18 protein-coding genes, 1 tRNA gene and 1 riboswitch are annotated in these 21,114 nt (G+C 50.1%); of the genes, 10 read left to right on the forward strand and 9 right to left on the reverse strand.

Annotated elements, in window-relative coordinates:
- Positions 1–5: 5 nt before the first annotated feature.
- Positions 6–596: a TetR/AcrR family transcriptional regulator gene (locus QOS46_RS00080; RefSeq protein ID WP_283606371.1), complete on the reverse strand. Its 591-nt coding sequence runs from the start codon at positions 594–596 to the stop codon at positions 6–8.
- 201 nt (positions 597–797) lie between these two features.
- On the opposite strand from QOS46_RS00080, the gene QOS46_RS00085 reads away from it, so the two are divergent.
- Positions 798–1,664 (forward strand): LacI family DNA-binding transcriptional regulator, encoded by an 867-nt coding sequence (locus QOS46_RS00085; protein WP_283606372.1) that lies wholly within the window; start codon positions 798–800, stop codon positions 1,662–1,664.
- A 335-nt stretch (positions 1,665–1,999) separates the two neighbouring features.
- On the opposite strand, the gene QOS46_RS00090 is transcribed toward QOS46_RS00085, so the two are convergent.
- A complete protein-coding gene (locus QOS46_RS00090; protein WP_283606374.1) occupies positions 2,000–2,743 on the reverse strand; it encodes a GntR family transcriptional regulator in 744 nt (247 codons plus the stop codon).
- 422 nt (positions 2,744–3,165) lie between these two features.
- On the opposite strand from QOS46_RS00090, the gene QOS46_RS00095 reads away from it, so the two are divergent.
- The 6 genes from QOS46_RS00095 (at position 3,166) to uxuA (ending at position 10,168) form a co-directional block, all read left to right on the forward strand.
- Positions 3,166–4,191, forward strand: coding sequence for an alcohol dehydrogenase catalytic domain-containing protein (locus QOS46_RS00095; RefSeq protein WP_333782961.1), 1,026 nt, complete (start codon positions 3,166–3,168; stop codon positions 4,189–4,191).
- A gap of 94 nt (positions 4,192–4,285) precedes the next feature.
- Complete coding sequence (locus QOS46_RS00100) at positions 4,286–5,353, forward strand: TRAP transporter substrate-binding protein (RefSeq protein ID WP_283606378.1); 1,068 nt, start codon at positions 4,286–4,288, stop codon at positions 5,351–5,353.
- A 69-nt stretch (positions 5,354–5,422) separates the two neighbouring features.
- A complete protein-coding gene (locus tag QOS46_RS00105) occupies positions 5,423–6,001 on the forward strand; it encodes a TRAP transporter small permease (RefSeq protein WP_283606380.1) in 579 nt (192 codons plus the stop codon).
- On the forward strand, positions 5,998–7,296 hold the full coding sequence (locus QOS46_RS00110) for a TRAP transporter large permease (RefSeq protein ID WP_283606382.1): 1,299 nt from the start codon (positions 5,998–6,000) through the stop codon (positions 7,294–7,296). The genes QOS46_RS00105 and QOS46_RS00110 overlap by 4 nt, the downstream gene beginning before the upstream one ends.
- Positions 7,297–7,375: 79 nt before the next feature.
- Positions 7,376–8,989, forward strand: a complete 1,614-nt coding sequence (locus QOS46_RS00115) for a mannitol dehydrogenase family protein (protein WP_283606385.1) — start codon at positions 7,376–7,378, stop codon at positions 8,987–8,989.
- 105 nt (positions 8,990–9,094) lie between these two features.
- Positions 9,095–10,168 (forward strand): mannonate dehydratase, encoded by a 1,074-nt coding sequence (gene uxuA, locus QOS46_RS00120; protein WP_283606387.1) that lies wholly within the window; start codon positions 9,095–9,097, stop codon positions 10,166–10,168.
- Between the two features lie 920 nt (positions 10,169–11,088).
- Here uxuA and murC read toward each other — a convergent pair.
- Positions 11,089–12,480, reverse strand: coding sequence for a UDP-N-acetylmuramate--L-alanine ligase (murC, locus tag QOS46_RS00125; RefSeq protein ID WP_283606388.1), 1,392 nt, complete (start codon positions 12,478–12,480; stop codon positions 11,089–11,091).
- A 237-nt stretch (positions 12,481–12,717) separates the two neighbouring features.
- Between murC and dpsA the strand changes: the two genes are divergently transcribed.
- A complete protein-coding gene (gene dpsA / locus QOS46_RS00130) occupies positions 12,718–13,575 on the forward strand; it encodes a dipicolinate synthase subunit DpsA (protein ID WP_283606389.1) in 858 nt (285 codons plus the stop codon).
- A gap of 5 nt (positions 13,576–13,580) precedes the next feature.
- Positions 13,581–14,153 carry a dipicolinate synthase subunit B gene (locus QOS46_RS00135; protein ID WP_283606391.1) on the forward strand — a complete coding sequence of 191 codons (573 nt, stop codon included), beginning with the start codon at positions 13,581–13,583 and terminating at the stop codon, positions 14,151–14,153.
- 71 nt (positions 14,154–14,224) lie between these two features.
- Here QOS46_RS00135 and QOS46_RS00140 read toward each other — a convergent pair whose 3' ends face one another.
- On the reverse strand, positions 14,225–15,493 hold the full coding sequence (locus QOS46_RS00140) for a peptidoglycan-binding protein (protein ID WP_283606392.1): 1,269 nt from the start codon (positions 15,491–15,493) through the stop codon (positions 14,225–14,227).
- A gap of 91 nt (positions 15,494–15,584) precedes the next feature.
- Positions 15,585–16,826 (reverse strand): ATP-binding protein, encoded by a 1,242-nt coding sequence (locus QOS46_RS00145; RefSeq protein WP_283606394.1) that lies wholly within the window; start codon positions 16,824–16,826, stop codon positions 15,585–15,587.
- 351 nt (positions 16,827–17,177) lie between these two features.
- On the opposite strand from QOS46_RS00145, the gene QOS46_RS00150 reads away from it, so the two are divergent.
- A tRNA-Ser gene (locus QOS46_RS00150) sits at positions 17,178–17,266 on the forward strand.
- Between the two features lie 196 nt (positions 17,267–17,462).
- Here the strand turns inward: QOS46_RS00150 and QOS46_RS00155 are convergent.
- From QOS46_RS00155 to QOS46_RS00170, 4 genes are all read right to left on the reverse strand, one after another.
- The gene (locus QOS46_RS00155) at positions 17,463–18,674 is read right to left on the reverse strand and encodes a tyrosine-type recombinase/integrase (RefSeq protein ID WP_013623265.1); all 1,212 of its coding nucleotides are present in this window, start codon (positions 18,672–18,674) and stop codon (positions 17,463–17,465) included.
- Positions 18,675–18,822: 148 nt separating this feature from the next.
- Positions 18,823–19,041, reverse strand: coding sequence for a helix-turn-helix domain-containing protein (locus QOS46_RS00160; protein WP_013623266.1), 219 nt, complete (start codon positions 19,039–19,041; stop codon positions 18,823–18,825).
- Between the two features lie 14 nt (positions 19,042–19,055).
- Complete coding sequence (locus tag QOS46_RS00165) at positions 19,056–19,424, reverse strand: type II toxin-antitoxin system PemK/MazF family toxin (RefSeq protein WP_013623267.1); 369 nt, start codon at positions 19,422–19,424, stop codon at positions 19,056–19,058.
- Positions 19,425–20,060: 636 nt separating this feature from the next.
- Positions 20,061–20,480: a sigma-70 RNA polymerase sigma factor region 4 domain-containing protein gene (locus tag QOS46_RS00170; protein ID WP_013623268.1), complete on the reverse strand. Its 420-nt coding sequence runs from the start codon at positions 20,478–20,480 to the stop codon at positions 20,061–20,063.
- Positions 20,481–20,891: 411 nt separating this feature from the next.
- Positions 20,892–20,981, reverse strand: a riboswitch (cyclic di-GMP riboswitch).
- Positions 20,982–21,114: the final 133 nt, after the last annotated feature.

Here is a 21,114-nt window from a genome sequence, read left to right on the forward strand (position 1 = left end):
GCTAGCTAAGTTAGAATTTTTTCAATGGAATGGTGCAGCTCGGTTTTCAGCATCTCAAACTGAAACGGTATCCCCAGAATAACCGAATTGTAGCAGACAGATGACACGAGGCTGATTAGAATATACAGGCGCATGTGCGCGGTTTCCTCTTTTTCTCCGGCAGCGATGAAATCTCGAATGAACATTTGCCTTGCCGTACTCATTTCAGTGCAATTCATAATTTTTTCGTAAAGATTTAGGGAAAGATTTTTATAGGTGAATTCCAGGAATTTTTTGTTCTGAGCAAAATAGCACATCAGGTAATCTGCGATAAAGATTACACATTGCTGAAAATTCTGTGGCTCGCTTTTCTTTTTTTCCTCTAGCGCGTCCAGGGCTTGGTTCAGAAGTACAGAGGTTTTACGGATGATGATTTGATCCGCCAGATCGTATTTGTCCCTGAAATACAGGTAAAATGTTCCCTTTGCCACACCGGCGTCTTTTACGATATCGTCAATAATGGTGTTGTGAACTCCTTTGGAGAGAAATAGATCATATGCGGCGTCATATAGTCTGGAATACTTCTGCTTCTTTTTATTTAAAAGCTTTCCTTCCATAAAAAGTATTTCCTCCTTTCTATTTTATGACTACTGGTCAATAATTTTTCAATCACCAGTATAATCCTTAAATGACTAATAGTCAATTGCCAAAACACATTTTTAAGTTTAAATTTTGACTAGATCTTGCATGTTGCTTGTTGTGAAAACGGTTGCAGGCGCGGGGAAAGAATGCTATGATGCATTTTGAGGTGATTTGCTTTGACCACCATCAAAGATGTCGCAGCGGTGGCCGGTGTGTCGGCCAGCACTGTTTCCAGAGTGCTCAGCGGCAAGAGCTATGTAAATGAGCAGACCCGCCAGCGGGTGCTGGAGGCCGTAAAGAAAATGGATTACAGCCCGAATGTACTCGCGAAGGGGCTGAAAATGGGGCGCAGTAATACCATTGCGCTGCTGGTTCCGAGCATTCAGAACCTGATTTTCCCCGACATTACCCGCGGCGCAGAGGATACCGCCCGCAAAAACGGGTTTACGGTGGTTCTCTGCAATACCGACGAGGACGTCGACGTGGAAAAATCCTATATCAATCAGCTCAAAAAGCGTTGGATCGATGGCTTTATCGTCTGCTCCATGCTGCCCGGCTCCGACCACATCCGTTCCTTGCGCGAGGAGGGCTTTCCTCTGGTGCTGATTAACCGGTGTGAAAGGGAGGATCATCTGGATGCGGTGATTGTCGATCACGTTCAGGCGTCTTACGACGCGGTTCATTACCTGGTACGCACAGGGCACAGACGCATTGCGCTGGCGCTCGGGCGCGAAGAGCTAACACCGTACCGTGAATGGCTCGACGGCTACCTGGCCGCCCTGCGCGACAATTATCTTCCAGTGGAGGAAAGGCTGATCCTGCGCGAAACAAATGGCGATCACAGCTTATACGATCTGACAAGGAACATGTTTTCGGTGCAGCCCTGGCCCGATTCGATTTTTGCGACGAGCGACTCCAAAGCAATTGTGGTGCTGCATGCGCTGCACGATATGAGGGTGCGCATGCAGCAGGATATTTCGGTGCTGGGATTCGATACAAGGATAAAACCGGTACCCTGCCGGCGCCGGTCGTCGATATACTGAATACCAATCTTGTCATACGCAAATCGACCCGATGAAAGAGTGAACCAAAGGAATCTCCTTGGGATTGCCCTTTGAAACGGGACGAACGAGCTAGTGAAGCGCCAATATACCCGCTTTGCCGGGTGTATGCTCCACCGTACATTCAAATAGGCTTTCTGTGGAAAAGCAAGAGAAAAGCCGAAGGCATCCATGTGTAACGCGCGCATGGATGCTTTCGGCTTTTCTGTTCGATTCTGCTCGGATTCTGGAACGGCCTCTGCCGAAAAATCGGAGGAGCCTGCCCCGGAATACCGGAAAATAAAGAGTGTGTTTTGGAATGGATTTTTCGATAGGAATTATACCGTCATCAAAAAGTCTTCTTCCCATATTTTGCCCTTGAGCTGATCGGGTTCTTCAATCCCAGTAAATAGATCCGGGTATTTATGCTTCATGCGCGTTTCTTCGTCTTTCTTTTCTACAATATGAAGGTCAATCAGTTGCCTGATTTTTGAAATATTTCGTTCCTGTATCAACTGCAAAATTTCCTTGTGCTGCCCATAGGTCTGCTTTCGAATGTCCGGCTCCGAAAGAGAAAGCAGGCGAATGCGGAAATAGTGGCTCGACATGTTTAGAACATTTTCAAGGCAGAACGGGTGGCTGGTGGCCTGAAAAAAAACGGTATGAAAGGCGTCGTCGGTGCGCAGAAAACCACGGGCGTCTTTGTTCTCCAGGGTTAGCTTTTGCTGCTCCAGAATTTCTTTCAACTTTTCAATATGAGATTCCTGATAGCTTTTTAAAAACTCTTCCAGGACTCTTTCTTCAATACAGGCTCTCATAAAGCGCTCATCCTTGACTCGCTGGACGTCAATTTTAGAAACAATCGTTCCTTTTTGCGGCGTAGTCGTCACCAGCCCGTCCTTTGCTAGCTGAATGAGAGCGTCCCGAATGGGGGAGCGGCTCACCTTCAAAAAATCACTTAATTCGTTAATGTTGATGGTCTGGCCGGGCTTTACCTGCAGCTCAATAATGCTGGTGCGAAGATACTGATATACATTTTCTCCCGCTGTCTGAGAGTCCTTGGTATTCTTCTGATTGGTCACAAATGCCCCTCCAATAATTAAAATAGGCGATATGTCATACTGCGATGAAGCAATGGGTTATCTTTTTAAGTGAGGCTCTTATTACAATATATACGAAAAGTCGTTTTTCAAGTGTATGGAAGATAAGAAGAAGTGTTGTTCTGTAACATATTAATCTAATATATTGTATTTCATTGTTCTGCGTAATACAAGAAGAATATTAAAAATAATTTATTTGCTTTCAGATTTTTGTCAAAAAAATAACATTTTGATCAAATTCATAAACAATTCAACTTGGATTTGTAGAATATACTCATGGACTGGCACGACTAGCTGTGTTATATTAGATATTACAAACAGTTATATCAGGTTAATATATTAACGTAATATTTATTAAGATATATATCTGATGGGAATGTGCATTTTGAAGGGTGGTCACAATCTTGAAAGAAGTAGTTATTACCGCGGCCCGGCAGTTTGAAGTTCGACAGGCTCCTGTTCCAAAGCCCGGCGACGGAGAAGTTTTAATTCAAATGAAGGCGGCTGGCGTATGCGGTTCTGATTTCCATTTGTTTTTAGGAGAAAATCCCAATGCGGTCTATCCCCGCATTCCAGGCCATGAAAATGCCGGTGTTGTGGTGGAGGTAGGCAAAAACGTAACCTCCGTTCGTCCTGGGGACGCCGTAGTGGTCGACTTGGTGGTTGCCTGCGGCCATTGCCCCCAATGCCTCAGCGGGCGGCGGAACGTTTGCCGTACAGTAAAGGCACGCGGCGCTGCGATTGACGGCGGTTGGAGAGAATATTTTGCCGTGCCGGAGCAAGAGGTTTATGTTTTGCCCAAGGGAATTACATACCGGGAGGCGGCGCTCATTGAGCCGTTTGCCATCGGCGGTCACTGCACCAAGCGGGCCGGAGTTCAGGGCGGAGAATCGGTTTTGGTGCTGGGCAGCGGAACCATCGGCGCGGTTATTCTGCAAACCTTAAAGCTGAAGGGTTGCCGGGTGATCTGCGCCGATATCAATGAAAGCTCCTTGGAGCGTGCGAAAGAATACGGCGCCGATTCTGTTGTCAATACGAAGACACAGAATCTCAGGGAATGCGTGCAGGAGTTTACGAATGGAGCCGGGGTCGATATGATTTTCGATTCCGCGTGCTATCCGGGTTCGCTCACCGCAGTATTGGAGCAGGGCATTCCCACCAACGGGGCAACAATTGTGCCCCTGGGCTTCTGCACGGAGCCGGAGGGAATTACGCAGGCGATGATCAATGCACGGGAGCTTTCCATTATTGGTACCAGAATGTCTACCGGTCAGTTCCAGCCCACAATTCAGAACTTTGCGCAGGGTAAATTTCAGCTGGACGGTATGGTCAGCCATTATATTCCCTTCGATCAGGTGGGTCAGGTGTTTGAAAACATGCTGCATCCGGTGAAAGATATGAAAAAGATGGTTATTGTGTTTGGGGAGTAAAAATCAGCGGCATTCAAAATAGGAATTTAGCGGCAGGGGAATTTCGAAGCCGTTAAAGATAGAATGTGAGAAAAGGAATAGGAGGAGTTTAAGAATGAAAGAAAAACTGGAGGGCTCAGGAGGAAATGTTACAATGAAAAAAGTGCTTTCGACCATCCTTGCAGTCATGATGATTGCCACCCTCACAACAGCGTGCAGCAGCGGAGCCGCCAAGAATGAGAGCAGCAAAGTTGAGGAAAAGGAGTTCAACCTCAAAATCGGCGACAACTGGGGAGCGACACACCCTATGGCGGCGGCCCTTGACAATGTTTTTAAGAAACAGATTGAAGAAAAGTCCGGTGGCAAAATTAAGGTTGAGGTGTACCATGACGGTTTGCTGGGCGATGAAGCTGCCCTTTGGCAGTCTGTCCGAGATGGTTCCGTAGACTTTACGGTTGTGGGTACCCCGATGAACCAGGAGTTTCCAATGATGCTTATTTCCGACTGGCCGTTCCTGTATCGTGATCTCGACCACGCTAAAAAAGTCTGGACAGGCTCAATTGCGGACGAAGTAAGTTCAAAGTTCCATGACAAATTCCCTGAAGTTGAACTGCTTGGCTGGGGCCCCAACTCCGCGCGTACCTTTACATCAAACAAGAAGCTGACGAGTGTTGAAGATTTTGTGGGTCAAAAATTCCGTATGCCCAACAATCCCATTCATGTTGGTATCACCAAGAACCTTGGAGCGTCTGCGACGGTGATCCCGCTCGGCGAGCTGTTCACCGCGCTGGAAACCGGTACCGTGGACGGACAGGACAATGGCATGGTGACTGTGCTTGCCCAGAATTTCCAGGAAGTTCAGAAATACCTGTATGAGACGAACCATATCGTCGCTACCCTCGAAATCGTTGCGAATACAAAGATAATGGATGAAATGTCTGAGAACCAGCGCCAGATTATCCGCGACGCGAGCAAAGCTGCCGCTGCCCAGGCGTGGGATGACTACATCGCTTCTGTTGATAAGGACCGCAAAACACTTCAGGACGCGGGTGTGATCGTAACGGCCTGCTCCGCTGAAGACAAGGCGAAAATTATCGCGAAAATTCAGCCCACAATAGACAAACTTCTCGCTGAGAATGATTGGGCGAAGGATTTGACAGAAAAAATTAAAGCCGTTCAGTGATTTCATTTCAGTAAGACCGTGCCCCTTTCAGTGGGGTACGGTCTTGTGTATCAAAGAGGAGGGTAATTTATGTCCGACAGCAGTCATAAGTCGCGAGGGATTGGAAACATCATAGACAAACTGTTTAAGGTCATAGAGATTGTCATAGCAATCTTTCTGGGTGTAATGATTTTTTTCACCTTTTTGAATGTTGTACTGCGCCAGTTTGAATTGGGCTTCACGTGGAGCGAAGAAGTATCGCGCATTTGCTTTATCTATTTGGTATACCTGGGCTCAATCATAGCCGCACGCGAAAACCGCCACCTTATGATTGACACGCTGATTAACAAGATTCCTCCCATGCCACAGAAAATTTTGTATGTGGTGATTCAGGGCGCGATCATTTGGATGATGGGTGTATTGGCGACTGGCGCGTTTCAAAATGCATGGAAAAATCGTAACGACTTCTGGGTCGCGACGCACTTCCCGGTTTTTATGGTGCATTTTGCTGGCGTCCTGTTGGGCGTTTCCGTTATTCTTATTTCACTGGTAAACCTGTACCGTATGTTCTTCCTGAAAGAATCTGTGCTGGAGCTGTTTGGGGACCACGGTGAGGACGACGCGTCATTCGCGGACGGAGAATCAGGGGAAGGAGCCGGTCTGCAATGATTATTGCTATCTTTATTTCTTCTATGCTGGTGGGCATCTTAATCGGACTCCCGATTGCCGTGGCGCTGCTGCTGTGTGCTGTGGCGACAGCGCTGGCGCTTGGCGGCGGTGACGCGAATCCAACGATTATTGCGCGCACACTGATGCAAGGCTCGGACTCCGTTACGATGATGGCGCTGCCGTTTTTCGTACTGGCAGGCGAAATCATGAATCGTGGCGGACTGACGAAGCGCATTATTGCGTTTTGCAATATCTTTATCGGGCGCGTGCGCGGTGGATTGGGCTATGTTACGATCCTTGCGTGCCTGATGTTTGCTTCGCTCGTCGGCTCTGCTGTTGCGGCTTGTGCCGCACTGGGCGCGATTCTGATTCCTATGATGGCGAACTCCGGTTACAACCGTGAGAAAGCAGCAGCACTTACCGCGAGTGCGAACCTGGTCGCGCCGATTATGCCGCCGTCAGTGCCAATGATTGTATACGGTATTGCGGCGGGGGTGTCAATCAAGTCCATGTTCATGGGTGGCATCGCACCAGCCATTTACCTTACGATCATTGCCTGCGTGGTATGGTTTTTTGTTTCCCGCAAAAAAGGTGTTGTACCGGATACGGAAACAATCTCGAAACCAACGGCGAAGGAAGCAGTTAAAATCATTTTCGAGGGTTTATGGGCGCTGTTCCTCCCGGCGATTATTCTTTTCGGTTTGCGCTCCGGTTATTTCACCGCGACGGAAGCGGGCGTAATCGCCTGCGTGTACGCAATCCTGATCGGTCTGTTTGTCTACCGAGAGATGAAAATAAAAGATTTGATGAAAGCGTTTGTGGCGTCGGCAAAGATGTCCGCCGTTGTGATGTTCCTCGCCGCTGCCGCTAACTGCGCCGCTTATTTTATGACAATATCGCGCATTCCGCAGATGATGACATCTGGTCTCGAGGGTCTGGTCGAAAGACCGACGCTCCTGATGTTTGTACTAATGTGTATTGTAGTGATTGTAGGTCTTGCTATGGACGTAGTGCCAAGTATTCTGATTCTCACTCCCATTATGCTTCCGCTGGTGAAAGCGGCGGGGATCGACCCGGTGTACTTCGGAATCGTGTTTGTACTGATGAACGTATTAGGGCTGACTTCTCCTCCTGTCGGACCCGTTTTAAATGTGGCGTGTGCTACGGGAAAGGTGAAGATGGATAAAATCATCTTGCCAACCATGCCGTATTTCATCGCGCAGACGATCCTATGTTTCCTGCTGGCGCTGGTGCCGGCATTGGTGGAAGTACCCTTAAGATGGTTTGGGGGCTAACATTGTGAGAGCAGCACATAGCGAAAAGTTCGCTGAGCGGACGATTGCAGACCGCTAAGAGACGAAAGGAGAGATTGGAATGAAACTGAATCGAGAGGGAATTTGTCAGCAGGCACAATGGGAGAATGCGGGCATTCACTTGCCCCGGTATCACATAGACGCGATGCGTGCGCAGACGGAAGCGGCGCCGCAGTGGGTGCATTTCGGCGCAGGGAATATTTTTCGAGGCTTTATTGCAGAACTTCAGCAGCGCCTATTAGAAGAAGGCTCCGCCAATACCGGAATTGTTGCGGTGGAAACCTTTGACGACGAGATTATCGAGAAAATTTATCAGCCCCACGATAATCTGGCGCTTTTGGTGCTGATGAACCCTGATGGCCGCCTCGACAAGACCGTAGTGGGCAGCATCGCCTGCGGCCTTTCCGTCTCTTCGCAGAAGGAGCAGGACTGGAACGAGCTGAGGCGCATTTTCCGCAGTCCGTCTTTGCAGATGGTCAGCTTTACGATCACCGAAAAAGGGTATGGCCTGCGAGATATGAAGGGTGAACTGCTGCCGGTTGTGCGCCAGGATTTGCAGGCCGGCCCCAAGGCTCCGCGCCATGCAATGGCGATTGTGGCCGCTCTGGCCTATGAGCGTTACCAGGCGGGTGAATTGCCAGTTGCTTTCGTCAGCATGGATAATTGTTCGCACAACGGCGAAAAGCTGTCCTCTGCGGTACTGGAGATCGCCCGGGCGTGGCAGCAGAACGGCTTCGTTCCTGCGTCGTTTACTGCGTACATAGAAAATCCGGCCAAGGTGGGATTCCCATGGTCAATGATCGATAAGATCACGCCCCGGCCCTCTCCGGTGGTGCAGCAGGCTTTGGAAGAGGCTGGGGTGGAGGAGATGGCTCCCGTTATCACAGAGAAAAAGACCTTTATTGCGCCGTTTGTCAATGCGGAGGTTCCGCAGTACCTGGTGGTGGAGGATCAATTCCCGAACGGCCGCCCCGCTTTAGAGAAGGCCGGTGTGTACTTTACTGATCGTATCACCGTGGAAAACACGGAGCGCATGAAGGTGACTACTTGTTTGAATCCCCTGCATACCGCTCTGGCGGTGTACGGTTGCCTTTTGGGCTATGATTCCATCGCGGCGGAAATGGACGATCCCCAGCTCAAAAAATTAGTGGAGCGAATCGGCTACGATGAGGGAATGCCGGTTGTGGTAGACCCCGGCATCATCCATCCCGTGGATTTCATCCACGAGGTCATCGACCAGCGCCTGCCCAACCGCTTTATTCCCGATATGCCGCAGCGGATCGCTACGGATACCTCCCAGAAGGTCGCGATTCGGTTTGGGGAAACCATCCGCGCGTATCAGAGCCGTGAGGGACTCGACCCAGGCACTCTGGTCTATATTCCGCTGGCTCTTGCCGGCTGGCTTCGTTACCTGCTGGCTCTTGACGACAACGGTCAGCCCATGGAGGTGAGTGCAGACCCCATGCGCGAGCAGCTGCAGCACTATTTGCAGGGCATCGAGCTGGGTAATCCCGCGTCGTATCATGGCCAGCTGCGCCCGGTTCTGGAGAATGAGACTGTATTCGGTGTCAACCTGTATCAGGCAGGCCTTGGTGAAAAGGTAGAAGACATGTTCAAAGAGCTGATCGCCGGGCCTCATGCGGTACGCGAAACCCTGAAACGGTATATGCTTTAAAAGATGACTGATTTCTTTCTTCGCCGCAGGCGGGGAAAGAAATGGTTGTACTTGTATCAGGCGATTGACAAGTAAGTCAATTTTGAAAAAAGGAGAGAATAAGGCATGAAAATGACATTTCGCTGGTACGGCAGCGGCTTTGACCCGATTCCCTTGAAATACATCCGTCAGATTCCCGGTGTGACCGGTGTGGTGGGCACTCTGATGGACGTTCCCGCCGGAGAGCTTTGGCCGCTCGAAAAGATCAAGGCGCTCCAGAAAGAGGTCAACGACGCCGGCCTGGAGCTGGAAGTGATCGAGAGTGTCAATGTCCATGAGGACATTAAGCTCGGTCTGCCTACCCGTGACCGCTATATCGAAAACTACAGGCAGACCCTGCGAAACTTAAAAGAGATCGGTATCAAGGTTGTCTGCTATAATTTTATGCCGGTGTTCGACTGGACTCGTTCCGACTTGGCCAAGGTGCTGCCTGACGGCTCCAATGTGCTGTCGTATGATCAGTCCATCATCGACAAGATCACCGACCCGCAGAAGATGGCGGACGAAATCCAGAAGGATTCCGGCGGATTCGAAATGCCCGGCTGGGAACCGGAACGTATGGCCAGCCTGAAAAAGCTGTTTGAGCAGTACAAGAATGTTTCTCACGACGACCTGTTAGCGAACCTGAAATATTTTCTGGAGCAAATCATCCCCGTGTGTGAGGAATGTGACATCAAAATGGCGATTCATCCGGATGACCCGCCGTGGGACATTTTCGGACTGCCCCGCATTACGACCAACGCGGAAAACCTGGAGCGGATTCTCGGCCTCGTCGACAGTAAATATAATGGCCTGACCCTTTGCTCCGGTTCGCTTGGCTCAAATCCGGACAACGACATTCCCGCGGTAATCCGCCGCTTTGGCAACCGGATTCATTTTGCGCACGTGCGCAACATCAAGATTCACGAGCGCGGCAGGTTCGATGAAAGCTCGCACCTAAGCACCGATGGCTCGCTTGATTTGTTCGAGATTATGAAGGCCTACCACGATATTGGCTTTGAGGGCTATGTGCGCCCCGATCACGGCAGAATGATTTGGGATGAGAAAGGCCGTGCCGGCTATGGACTGTATGACCGGGCGCTCGGCATCACATACCTGAACGGCTTGTGGGAAGCCATTGAGAAAATGAGTACAAGATAAGATTTGAGCATATGGAACAGCGGATGTCCTTTCTCTCAATTCAAGAGAAGGGACATCCGCTGTTTCTGTTGCGTAAAAACAGGCTCTTTCTCTCTTGCTTTGGCGAGAGGGGGACTATTTTTTATTACGGTTCCCGCGTGGGAATTCTGCTGGCGCAGGGCTTGCCCTCGTGGTGGGGCGGGGGCTTTGATTTTCTCTTATAAGAGAATTTGTTTTTTTCTCCGGGGTTCCCCGTGGGAATTCTGCTGGCGCAGGCTTGCCCCTCGTGCCGGGGCGGGCACTTACTTTCGTGAAAGGACGAAAGTAAGCAAAGGCCTTCCAAAGGGCACCTTTGGAATCCGTTTGGGGAACGGTTCCGGAGAGTGCCGCCACCAGCTGCCGGGAAGGCGCTCCATTGAAAATGCCCACTCTCCGAGCTTGATCCGAAAATAAGTCTTGTGATCCCGTCTGTCGGCGGGCATTTTCAAAGCGCTCTCGTTGGTTCGGGGTTTTTAGATGCGGCTTCGCCGCACTAAGGCGTGTGAGCACTTTCCGTCGTGCGTAAGTGTTTTTTCCAGAAAATTTATTTTTTCCCCGGGGGTTTCCCGTGGGGATTCTGCTGACGCAGGCTTGCCCCTCGTGCCGGGGCGGGCACTTACTTTCGTGAAAGGACGAAAGTAAGCAAAGGCCTTCCAAAGGGCACCTTTGGAATCCGTTTGGGGAACGATTCCGGAGAGTGCCGCCACCAGCTGCCGGGAAGGCGCTCCATTGAAAATGCCCACTCTCCGAGCTTCCTCCGAAAATAAGTCTTACTGTCCCGTCTGTCGGCGGGCATTTTCAAAGCGCTCTCGTTGGTTCGCACCTTCTGCGAAAAAAGCCAGCTCCGTTATAAGGAGCTGGCACCAATCGAAATCCTTTTATTAAGAATCTGCTGAGAGCTTTTACACTTTAAAAGAAAAATCTTTCTTTTTATATTTCTCCACAATCAGGTTGGCGCACTTGTAAATGTCGCCGCCGCCCAGCGTCAGAATCAAATCGCCCGGCTGTGCGTGAGAAATCGCGTAATCCGCCATTTCCTCAAAGGTAGTGAGGCAAACACTGCCGGGTACCTTCTCCGCCAGATCTTTGGAATAAATATTATAGGTATTGGTTTCGCGCACAGCCAGAATCGGAGAAAGCACTACATGCTCTGGAATCGACAGCGCTTTTGCAAAGTCGCCGAGCAGCAAAGACGTGCGCGAGTAGGTGTGTGGCTGGAACAATGCCCATACCGCGTGAAAGCCCATGCGGGAAGCCGCCGTCAGTGTGGCGGTCAGCTCGGTGGGGTGGTGAGCAAAATCATCCGCAACCGTGATACCCTCAAATTCTCCCAGAATCTCAAACCGGCGATGCACGCCAGTAAAGCGGCCAAGGCTTTCCGCCGCTGTTTTCGGGTCAATTCCAAGGGCGTCCGCCACCGCGGCCGCGGCCAGCGCATCTAAAACATTGTGCTTGCCGGGAACGGAAAGCGTAATGTCCGAAAGCTTTTCTCCGTGTTTGTAAACAGAAAAGCTCTCGCAGGCCTTCGGCAGGTCAGAAATTCCTCGCGCGACATAGTCGTTGTCAGCGTTCATGCCGAACGTGATGATCTGGGCGTTATGGATTCCCTCTATCGCTTTGCGGCAGTTCGGGTCGTCACCGTTTACAACCAACAGACGGCTGGTTTGTGTGGAGAACTGATGGAACGATTTGATGATATTTTCCAGCGTGCCGAAATAGTCCAAATGATCGGCGTCGATGTTCAGGATCACAGAGATTGCGGGGTTCAGCTGAAGAAAGGTATCCACATATTCACAGGCTTCGCAGATGATGGTCTGGCTTTTTCCAACGCGGCCGTTCCCGCCGATGGCAGGCAGCTTTCCGCCAATAATTGCGGAAGGATCGGCTCCGCCGTCGATGCACACCTGAGTGATCATCGCGGTAGTGGTTGTTTTACCGTGCGTACCTGAAACGGCGATGGAATTTTGATACCGGCGGGTTACAATCCCCAGCATCACGGAGCGCTCCACTGCAGGAATTCCGCGTTCCTCGGCGGCCATCAGCTCAGGATTGTCGTGCTTCACCGCCGCGGTGTATACTACCAGTTGTGCGTCGCCAACGTTTTTGGCCTTGTGTCCCATCGAAACGGGGATGCCGTAAGAGCGGATTCGGTCGAGTGTGTCGGATTCATTCATGTCGGACCCGGTCAGCTCAAACCCTTCATGGTGAAGAATCTCTGCCAAGGGGCACATGCCAGACCCGCCGATACCAACAAAATGAATGCGCTTGACTTGGTCTAAAATATCCTGCTTCATAAAATAAGGACTCCTTTTATCCTGAAATCGCCGAACAAACGGCGCGAAAAATGCAATTCTATTGCTTTTAAGCTCCAAAGGGCTTACCTATCTATTATATTGCTTTCGGGTCATAAAATAAACAACTTTTTTCATTTTTTGTCGTGAAAAAACCAGCCGGATATTCTTTTGCGCAATCACAACCGAAAGCAAAAATCCATACTATATTTTAGCAGACGAAATAGGAGGTTGTGGAGCTTGGAATGGAACAGCTTTGGAGTAATCGGCGGTGATAAAAGACAGATAGCGCTGGCTGAATCCATCGCAGCTGACGGATATACGGTATATGCCTGCGGTTTTGATAAAGCAGGGGAACTCAAAGGAGTTCGACCGGCAGAGCTGAGAGACCTGGCCTTGATTTGCGACACGATCGTGCTGCCCTTGCCGGTAACGCGGGATGGACAGCATTTGAATACGCCACTGGACAGCGGGCTGATTCCGCTGGACGAAGAATTTGCCCAGCTGATGCGGAACAGGAGAGTGTTTGGAGGCATGATGGATCGGCTGTATCAAACCAGCGAGCTATGGCAGGAGATTGACACCCACGATTACTTTGCCAGAGAAGAGCTGGCAGTGCGCAATGCAGCGCTAACAGCGGAAGGAAGCATTGAAATCGCAATGAAGGAATACCCCGGCGCAATCGGCAAATCCCGTTGTCTTGTGGCAGGATTCGGGCGCATCGGCAAAGCGCTCGCGTATATGCTGCGGGGGTTGGGGGCCAAGGTGTCCGTCAGCGCGCGCCGCCCGGAAGATTTTGCCTGGATCGATGTTTACGGCTATGAGCCGGTGCATACCAGCAGTATTTGTCAAAAAGAACAGTACGATATTATCTTTAACACAATCCCGGCTCGGGTCTTTACCAGGCGGGTTTTGTCCACTTTGCCCACGGATACGATTTTGATAGATTTGGCGTCTGCTCCGGGCGGTGTGGATACAGAAGCTGCGGAAAAGCTGGGGATTCATGTGATTCCGGCGCTTTCTCTGCCGGGGAAGGTTGCCCCAAAGGCAGCGGGAGAGGTAATTAAAAGGACTATTTACAACATGATGGAGGAGTGAGTGCCTTGAGCGAATTAACCATAGGCTATGCATTGACAGGCTCATTCTGCACCTTTGAAAAGACAGTGGAGCAGATGCGCCGTTTGATAGACGAGGGGCACCGGCTGATTCCGATCATGTCGGAAAACGCCTGGTCGACAGATACGCGGTTTGGCCGCGCGCAAGACTGGAACCGAAAAATTGAGGAGCTTTGCGGTCACGAAATTTGGCATACAATCGTTCAGGTAGAACCGATCGGGCCCAAGCGTTTGGTCGATTTAATGCTAATTGCCCCCTGCACAGGGAACACCTTGGCCAAGATGGCCCACGGGGTAACGGATACCGCCGTAACGATGGCGGCCAAGTCTCATTTGCGGGTAGGGGGGCCGGTGCTGCTGGCTATTTCTACCAACGACGCGCTCAGCGCGGCAGCACAGAATATAGGCCGCCTGCTCAATACAAAGCACATTTATTTTGTTCCCATGGCGCAGGACGATTCGGAGAATAAACCGAATTCCGTGGTAGCGGATTTCAGTCTGCTGCTCCCCGCAGCGCTCAGCGCCGTGCAGGGTAAGCAAATGCAGCCGATTCTGCTATAGAAATAAGAGGAGGGCGTTTCCGCTGTTGGGAAACGCCCTCCCGTTATGGTTGGGTTGAACTCTAAGCAAAATCAGTTTTCACGTTTTTTCGCATCCGAAGAGTTCAGCTTGGCAATGGTATTGGCATCAGCCACGCCGGTTACTTCTATCCCGTTCAGGTATTGGAAGTCCTTGACGGCCTGCTCCGTACCGGCGGTAAATTCGCCGCTGATGGCGGTGAACATATACCCAAGCTGATCCAGACGAGTTTGCAGGGCTTTCACCGAATCACTCTTGTCTCCCCGCTTGTAAGTGCCGGAGGGAACAGAGCCTGCCGACTGACCGGAGGAAGCCGGCGCTTTGCTCGATACGGCAGAGCCGCTGGAGGAGGACGAACTGCTGCCGGAGGAAGCAGGAGCCGAAGAAGTGGATTCAGACGGCTTGGAGGAGGGGAGCGTCCCCTCGAGCAGTTCAGGGTATACGGTGCCCGCCATAAAGCTGACAGCCTGAATCATTCCACGCCCCTGGCGCTCCATATAAACGGGGTTCATTTCATAGATTCTTTTTTTCTGGACAGCCTCCAATTTTTTGTACTGGGTAGATTCCAACAATTGCTTTTTGACTCCCTCGGCGCAGAAAATGTACTGCGGGTTTGAGATGGTCAGCGCCTCAGTGGAGGCCTGTCCTCCGCTGCTGCCCGCAAACGCGTTGACCAAACCGGCACTTTCAATCAGCTTGCCGGCGAGCATATCCCCGGTGGCCGCCTTGCCCTTTGCGTCGTACAGGTAGCAAACGGTTACGGGAGAATTCGTATCCGGAATCACGCGTGTAATGTCGTCAAGTGTTAAATAAATATTGTCTGCGGTTTTAATTCCCTTTTGGTAGCCGGTGGAGCCGCCCTTGATCGCTGCACCTACTTCGGAGTACAGGCGCTCTAAGTCGGAGCGGCTGGTTGCGGCTGGCAGTATCAGCGAAAGAATTCCTTCTTTCTGCAGTGCGGCGGTAATTTCGTCACCGGGATTTGTTTCAAACAGTGCAAGCGTTGCGCCGGTCGCCTTCACCGCGGCCGCGTTGGACGGATCCACGTTCGGCAGAACGGACAAATCCTCTTGATCGCAGTCTTTCGATTTTGCTTTCAAAGAGATTTCATATCCCATCGCCAGAATCACATCAGCAAGATTCGGCGAAAACACGGCGACTCCGGCCGGCTCGCTTTTCAGGGTTACCGACCCGATCGTTACGGGGAAATCCTGTTGCGCGGCTCCGGAGCTGATGTCGCCATTACCGGAGCATCCCGTTAAAGCAGAAACAATCAGTGCCGCCGATAGAAATCCGGCTATCATTCGTTTCAACTGTCCCATACAATCCTCCCTGAGCTTTCGTTTTCAGCGTTTACAAAATGGTACCATAAAAATATAAATAAAATATGAAGCCACCGTAAAACTGGCGAATTTACAACACGCTTTTTCCCTGGCGGATTCTGGATTCAGCCATGCGCACATACTGCTGCGCACAGCGGGGAGAACGTCCGGCGCGTTCGAGCGCGAAGCGTTCTGCGCCGATCAAAAGCTGCGGCAGATGTTCCGTGAGGCCATGCTGGTAGGCAAGCTTTTCTATAATATCTAGATATTGAGCCTTATCCGGCAGCATGAAGCGCACGGATAGGCCGAAACGGTCAGCCAGAGAAAGACTCTCCTGAATCGTGTCGCCGCGGTGGATTTCGTCGCCCTCGCGGTCAGAGAAGGTTTCTCGCAGCAGATGCCGCCGGTTGGAGGTTGCGTAAATCAGCGTGTTTGCCGGTCGAGCAGCCAAACCGCCTTCCAGCACCGCCTTTAAAGCGGCGTAGGTGTCGTCCTGCCGGGAAAAGGAGAGGTCGTCGATAAAAACGATGAATTTCATCGGCAGCTCTGCTAAAATCTCTACCAGATCGGGGAAATGCGGGATTTCCGCTTTCGGCATTTCGATCAGGCGCAGGGACGGGAATTCATGCAGCAAGGCCTTTACCGTTGAGGATTTTCCTGTGCCGCGGTCGCCGTATAACAGGCAGTTATTGGCGGGCAGACCCTGCACAAAAGAGTGCGTATTTTCGAGTACCATTCCGCGCTGCAGTTCATAGCCCTTTAAATCCTTTAACAGGGTTGGGTCTGGGTGCTGAACGGGAGACAAAACCCCGTTTCTCCAGATGAATGCACGATTGCGTGCAAACCGGCCGCAGCCATTCTGCGCGTAAAAAGCTTTCAGCTGCGCCAAACAGACCTCCGGCTCCTGCTGCAGTTGTGCGATAGTCTGTCCGTTTTCCCAGCATGGTAGGTCAAGCTCTGCAGCCTGGGGAAAAGAACTGCCGACCAGGATTTCCTGCGGAGTAATCGCAGACAGCTCGGTCAAAATCTTCAGGTCCCGCAACGCGGCCGTTTCCATCAGAGATGAAACCTCTCTTCCGGATGCCGCTGCAACCGAAAACCCGTTCTCATCGTACAAGATCGGTTCGGTCAAAGCCTGCGCAAAGTTGGCGTCGGCGTTTTTCCGCCCGAGCAGAGAGATGAAATCGCCCCAAGCCGCCAAAAAAGCCTCAGGTTCCTTTCCCTGCGCATGATGCAGCAGACAGGAAAATGCTCCCGGTACGCTTCTTTCTAAAATACCTCTATATACAGAAAGTGAGGCCAGTTTCCATGCAGCCTCCTGAATTTGATTCACAATTATTGCCCCTTTCCAGACATTTAATGTTATTGTACCGTTCCTGTCACTTTAAGTCAATAAAAGTGCTTGACTTTTGCGAACAATCTCTATAAAATAAATAGGCACGGACTGTGCGGGGCAGAATTGTTTTCTCTCCCTTGAGGATTAAAACCAATATGGAAGCGTATCGAAGTGGTCATAACGGGCCTGACTCGAAATCCACTCGGTCAGTTGCCTTGATAATGCCGGAAACCCTTGAGTTTCCGTGGGTTTGCGGGATTTTGAAAATTTAGTGTTTTAGCGATTTCTACGGTTTTTCTACACTTTGCCTTGACTTCTACGCGGGGCTTGGTGTATTAAAATAAATATGGAGGCGTATCGAAGTGGTCATAACGAGCCTGACTCGAAATCAGGTTGTCCTCACGGGCACGTGAGTTCGAATCTCACCGCCTCCGCCAGGGGCCTGTTTGCGGTCAATGTCCGCAACAGGCCCTCCATTTTTTTACCTTTTCTACGCTCTCTTTTGAGGGCGTTTTTTTGTTTGTGTAGAAAACGGATATGCCTGAGTCCTCACTCTATAAGGCTTTTCCGTATTCCCATAAAGCAGTCCGTAGAAAATCAGTTGACCGCTGCAAGTCCAGTAGGTTCTGCCACTTAGTTTCTTTCAAACATCCCATCCATAACCAAGCCAGATTCGATCTGTGCGTGGAAGTCCAGATGAGAGTAAATGTCCGCTGTGGTCGAAAATGTGCTGTGCCCCAGCCATATCTGGATTTGCTTCATTGATATCCCATTTGCAAGCAGTAGGCTGGCGCAGGAATGTCTTAAATCGTGAAACCGGATTTTTTTGAGGTCGGCTTTTTCAAGCACCCAGCTAAAGTGATCCGTCACATAATTAGGGCGCATGAGCTTCCCTGTTTGGTCGAGGCAGATGTAGTCGAGGTAATCCCGGCAGTAAGAGCGCTTGAACAGCTTTCGATACATTTCTTGCTTTTCCTTTTCTGCAAGCAGTAGCTTTTCCACCGATGGCAGTAACGGAAGGGTGCGGAAGCTGGACTTGGTTTTCAGTACATCTTCCCCGACCGCTATGGATTTGCCATCTACCGTGTCCTCAATCACCTTGTGCTTGATGGAGATGGTTTTTTGTTCGAGGTTGATCGCATCCCACTTTAATCCCAGGACTTCACTTCGGCGTAAGCCATAGTAAGCTGCCAGCTTCACACAAATCTCCAAGGGATCATCTGATATCGCATCAAACAGCGCCATCATTTCCTCTGCGGAATAAAACTGAGCATGGTATACATTCTTCTTTGGCCTGTCTACCCTGTCAGCGGGGTTACTGCCGATGATCTCCTTTTTCACCGCATTCTGCAATGCTCTGCGGAGGACTGCGTGATAATGGATGACCGTATTCGGTGTGTGACCCTCATCAAAAATTGATTGATGAAAGTCCTGAATATGCTGTGGAGTAACCTCCGCCAAGGTGATGTCCAGTTCAGTAAAGTACCGGCTGATTCGCCCATCCAGCATGGTTTGATAGCCTTTGAATGTTGTTTTGGCTATCGTGGGCTTTGCTTGTATCAGCCATTTTTGAAGGTAGTCGGTAAACAGCACCTCCGCATGGGGATTACGTTTGCCCTCGATCAGCTCTCTGGCCCGTTCCTCGGCCTCCCGACGCTCCTTTTCTTCCTGCTCCTGTTCGTATTCCAACCGAATTTGGTCAAAGGCTTTTTTAGCTTTTCTGTCGCTGGTTCCCGCTACCGGCAGTCCGGTGGGAATCCATTTGGTTTTTCTTTTTCCGTCTACTTTGATATAAAGGACAGCATAAAAAGTATTGTTTTTTTCTTGTAGGCAGCCTGTTATCATGGTTATCCTCCTTTGAAATAACAGCGTATTTGCCTACCATTGACAACATCACAATACCACAGAAGGCATGGGATAGCTACTGTTTTACGCGGAAGCAACCCAACGGATTTTTCTACGGTCTTGGGCCAATAATAAGCAAAAAACCATATCAACCAATCTTGATATGGCACATTTCTTCACTCAGTAAATATTCAATAACGCATGCTTTGGGAATCTTATAGGTCCGTCCAATGCGAACACTATGTATCTCTTTTTCCGAAAGCAATTTATAAGCCAGTTTCCGGCTGATGCCTCCGAGCATTTCTCGTAATTGATTTACCTCGACTACATCGGGGTATTTTTCAAACATGATTGTTTTGTTGCTCATAAAAATTCCCCCCTTCATAAAAAAAGCGCCGGACTAAGTCCGATGCTGATAGAAAGTGCCTGGTTGATTTCTTCCATCTCCTGTTCATCCAGTTTGCCGATCCAGCCCCGAAGTCGAGTCCGGTCAATGGTGCGTATCTGCTCCAGAAGTGCAAAGGACTCTCTGGACAATCTGCCCGCCCCGGCAATAGCCGTATGGGTGGGTAAGGGCTTTTTCGGCTTGCCGGTGATGGCGCAGACGATGGTGGTGGGGCTGTAGTGGTTGCCTATGTCATTTTGCAGGATAAGTACAGGACGGATGCCCCCTTGTTCACAGCCCATAACGGGGTTTAAATCGGCGTAGTAAATATCGCCGCGGCTGATGCCTTGCTTCATCGTGTTCAAACTTTACACCTCCTTGATTCGAGATTCTCTGTTTTTTCTTAATGGCACAAATATAGGGATCGCCCTGCTGTATAAGCAGAGCGATCCCCATCGCTTCTGACATTAAGTCTTTTTTTATAATCAAGGCGCTTAATTCGACACTACTCCCCAAGCGCACTGTGCAAAGCGTATGAGTCTTGCACAACAAAGGCGATGGCCTGAACTGCGGCTGGCTTCGCCGCATCATGGGAATTTCACCCCCGCCAGGATCTCTGCCGGTTGCTCTCATTGCGTGATCCCCCGGTCGCGGGGGGCTATGACGGAGCAAAAGTATCATTATAGGCTGACGGGATCATTGCGAGACAGGCCGCCACAGCCTGTTTTCCGGTCGGATGGGTACCGCTTTGCACCTTATTTGGCCGTCTTTGATAGGAGCAGGAAGAAACGAGCGAACAGAAAAATGAGTGATTTCACTTTTCTTGCTGCCTGCCTACAGGTGGTCTTGGCGCATCCTCCGAGGTCGCTTTACCCTTTCGGGGTCCGTCAGCTAACGTGTTCAGGTCATCGGATATTAAGTTTTCAAGGAACCATGGAGGGAATGAGAAAAACCCCCTCACTACTAATCCGGTTTCGTGAGGGGGTTGGACGGAAAAATTTTTACTTTTCCATAAGTTTTTTTAAAGTACGCAGAATTTTAACCTTTCGGTCGTGGATTGTCATGCGCGGGATACCAGTTTCCGCTGCCAGTTGATGCTCGCTTTTATTCTTAAAAAACAGAGTAAAAATCAGTTCCTGTTCCTCTTTGGCAAGCTGGGAAAGGCACAAGTGGAGTTTTTCGGCTATCAGCTTGTCCGTGACAATATCCTCCACACGGGGAGAAGAGAGATCTGAAATCGCATCCTCACCATTGGTTTCCTCCGTATCCAAGGCACTGTAATAAAACACACCATGTGCTGCGTCCTTTTCCTCCAGATGTAGTTCACGGCGTTTCATGCGGTAATATGTTAAATAGACTTCTTCGGTGACAGGGACGAGCTGCCCCTGAACTTTGATTTGATACTCTTTCTTTTCTGCCATATGGCTTGTCCTCCGTTTTCTGAAATTTTGATGGTGAGTCAAAATGTCAGAAGCGGAGGGGAGCGGCAGCGTGGAAACGACCTGCTTATATTAGAAACATGCCACATTTCCCCTGAATATGGTAAATATGGTCGGAGTATAGATTTTTTTGTCGAAAGAAAAAAGTCAGCACTGCGCCCATGGCGAAATGCTGACTTTTTCAAAATTACAATATGAGATTGTTTGGGTGGTGGGTAATATGTACGAGCTCTGTCTGCTCTATTGCCACCTCTTATAAGTATAAAACCCCATAGGATACCCCTCTCGCCGGAGCATGGCGAAAGCCGGTATCCCGATATCCTGTTTATCCGTCAAAAACCGACAGACAGATATAGAGCCTGCCCTTTGAATGAGGGCAGGCTCCGCATGGTTTTTGGCAGCCAGGCTATCATAGCGCAGTAAAGCACCTTAGACCCTATGGCTTTGCGTCCCCATCTTTTGATGGGTTTGCCCTTGGCTTTATTTTTATTTTTACTGGACTTTCTCTATGCATCGTTAAACTTCATGCATTGAACAGGTATTTTATAACACCTTCACTCTATTTCTTCCTTCTGCTTTTGCCATATACATAGCTTCAGTTCCTTAAAGCAATACT

This window comes from Faecalispora anaeroviscerum (assembly GCF_947568225.1).
GTDB classification, from domain to species: Bacteria; Bacillota; Clostridia; order Oscillospirales; family Acutalibacteraceae; genus Faecalispora; species Faecalispora anaeroviscerum.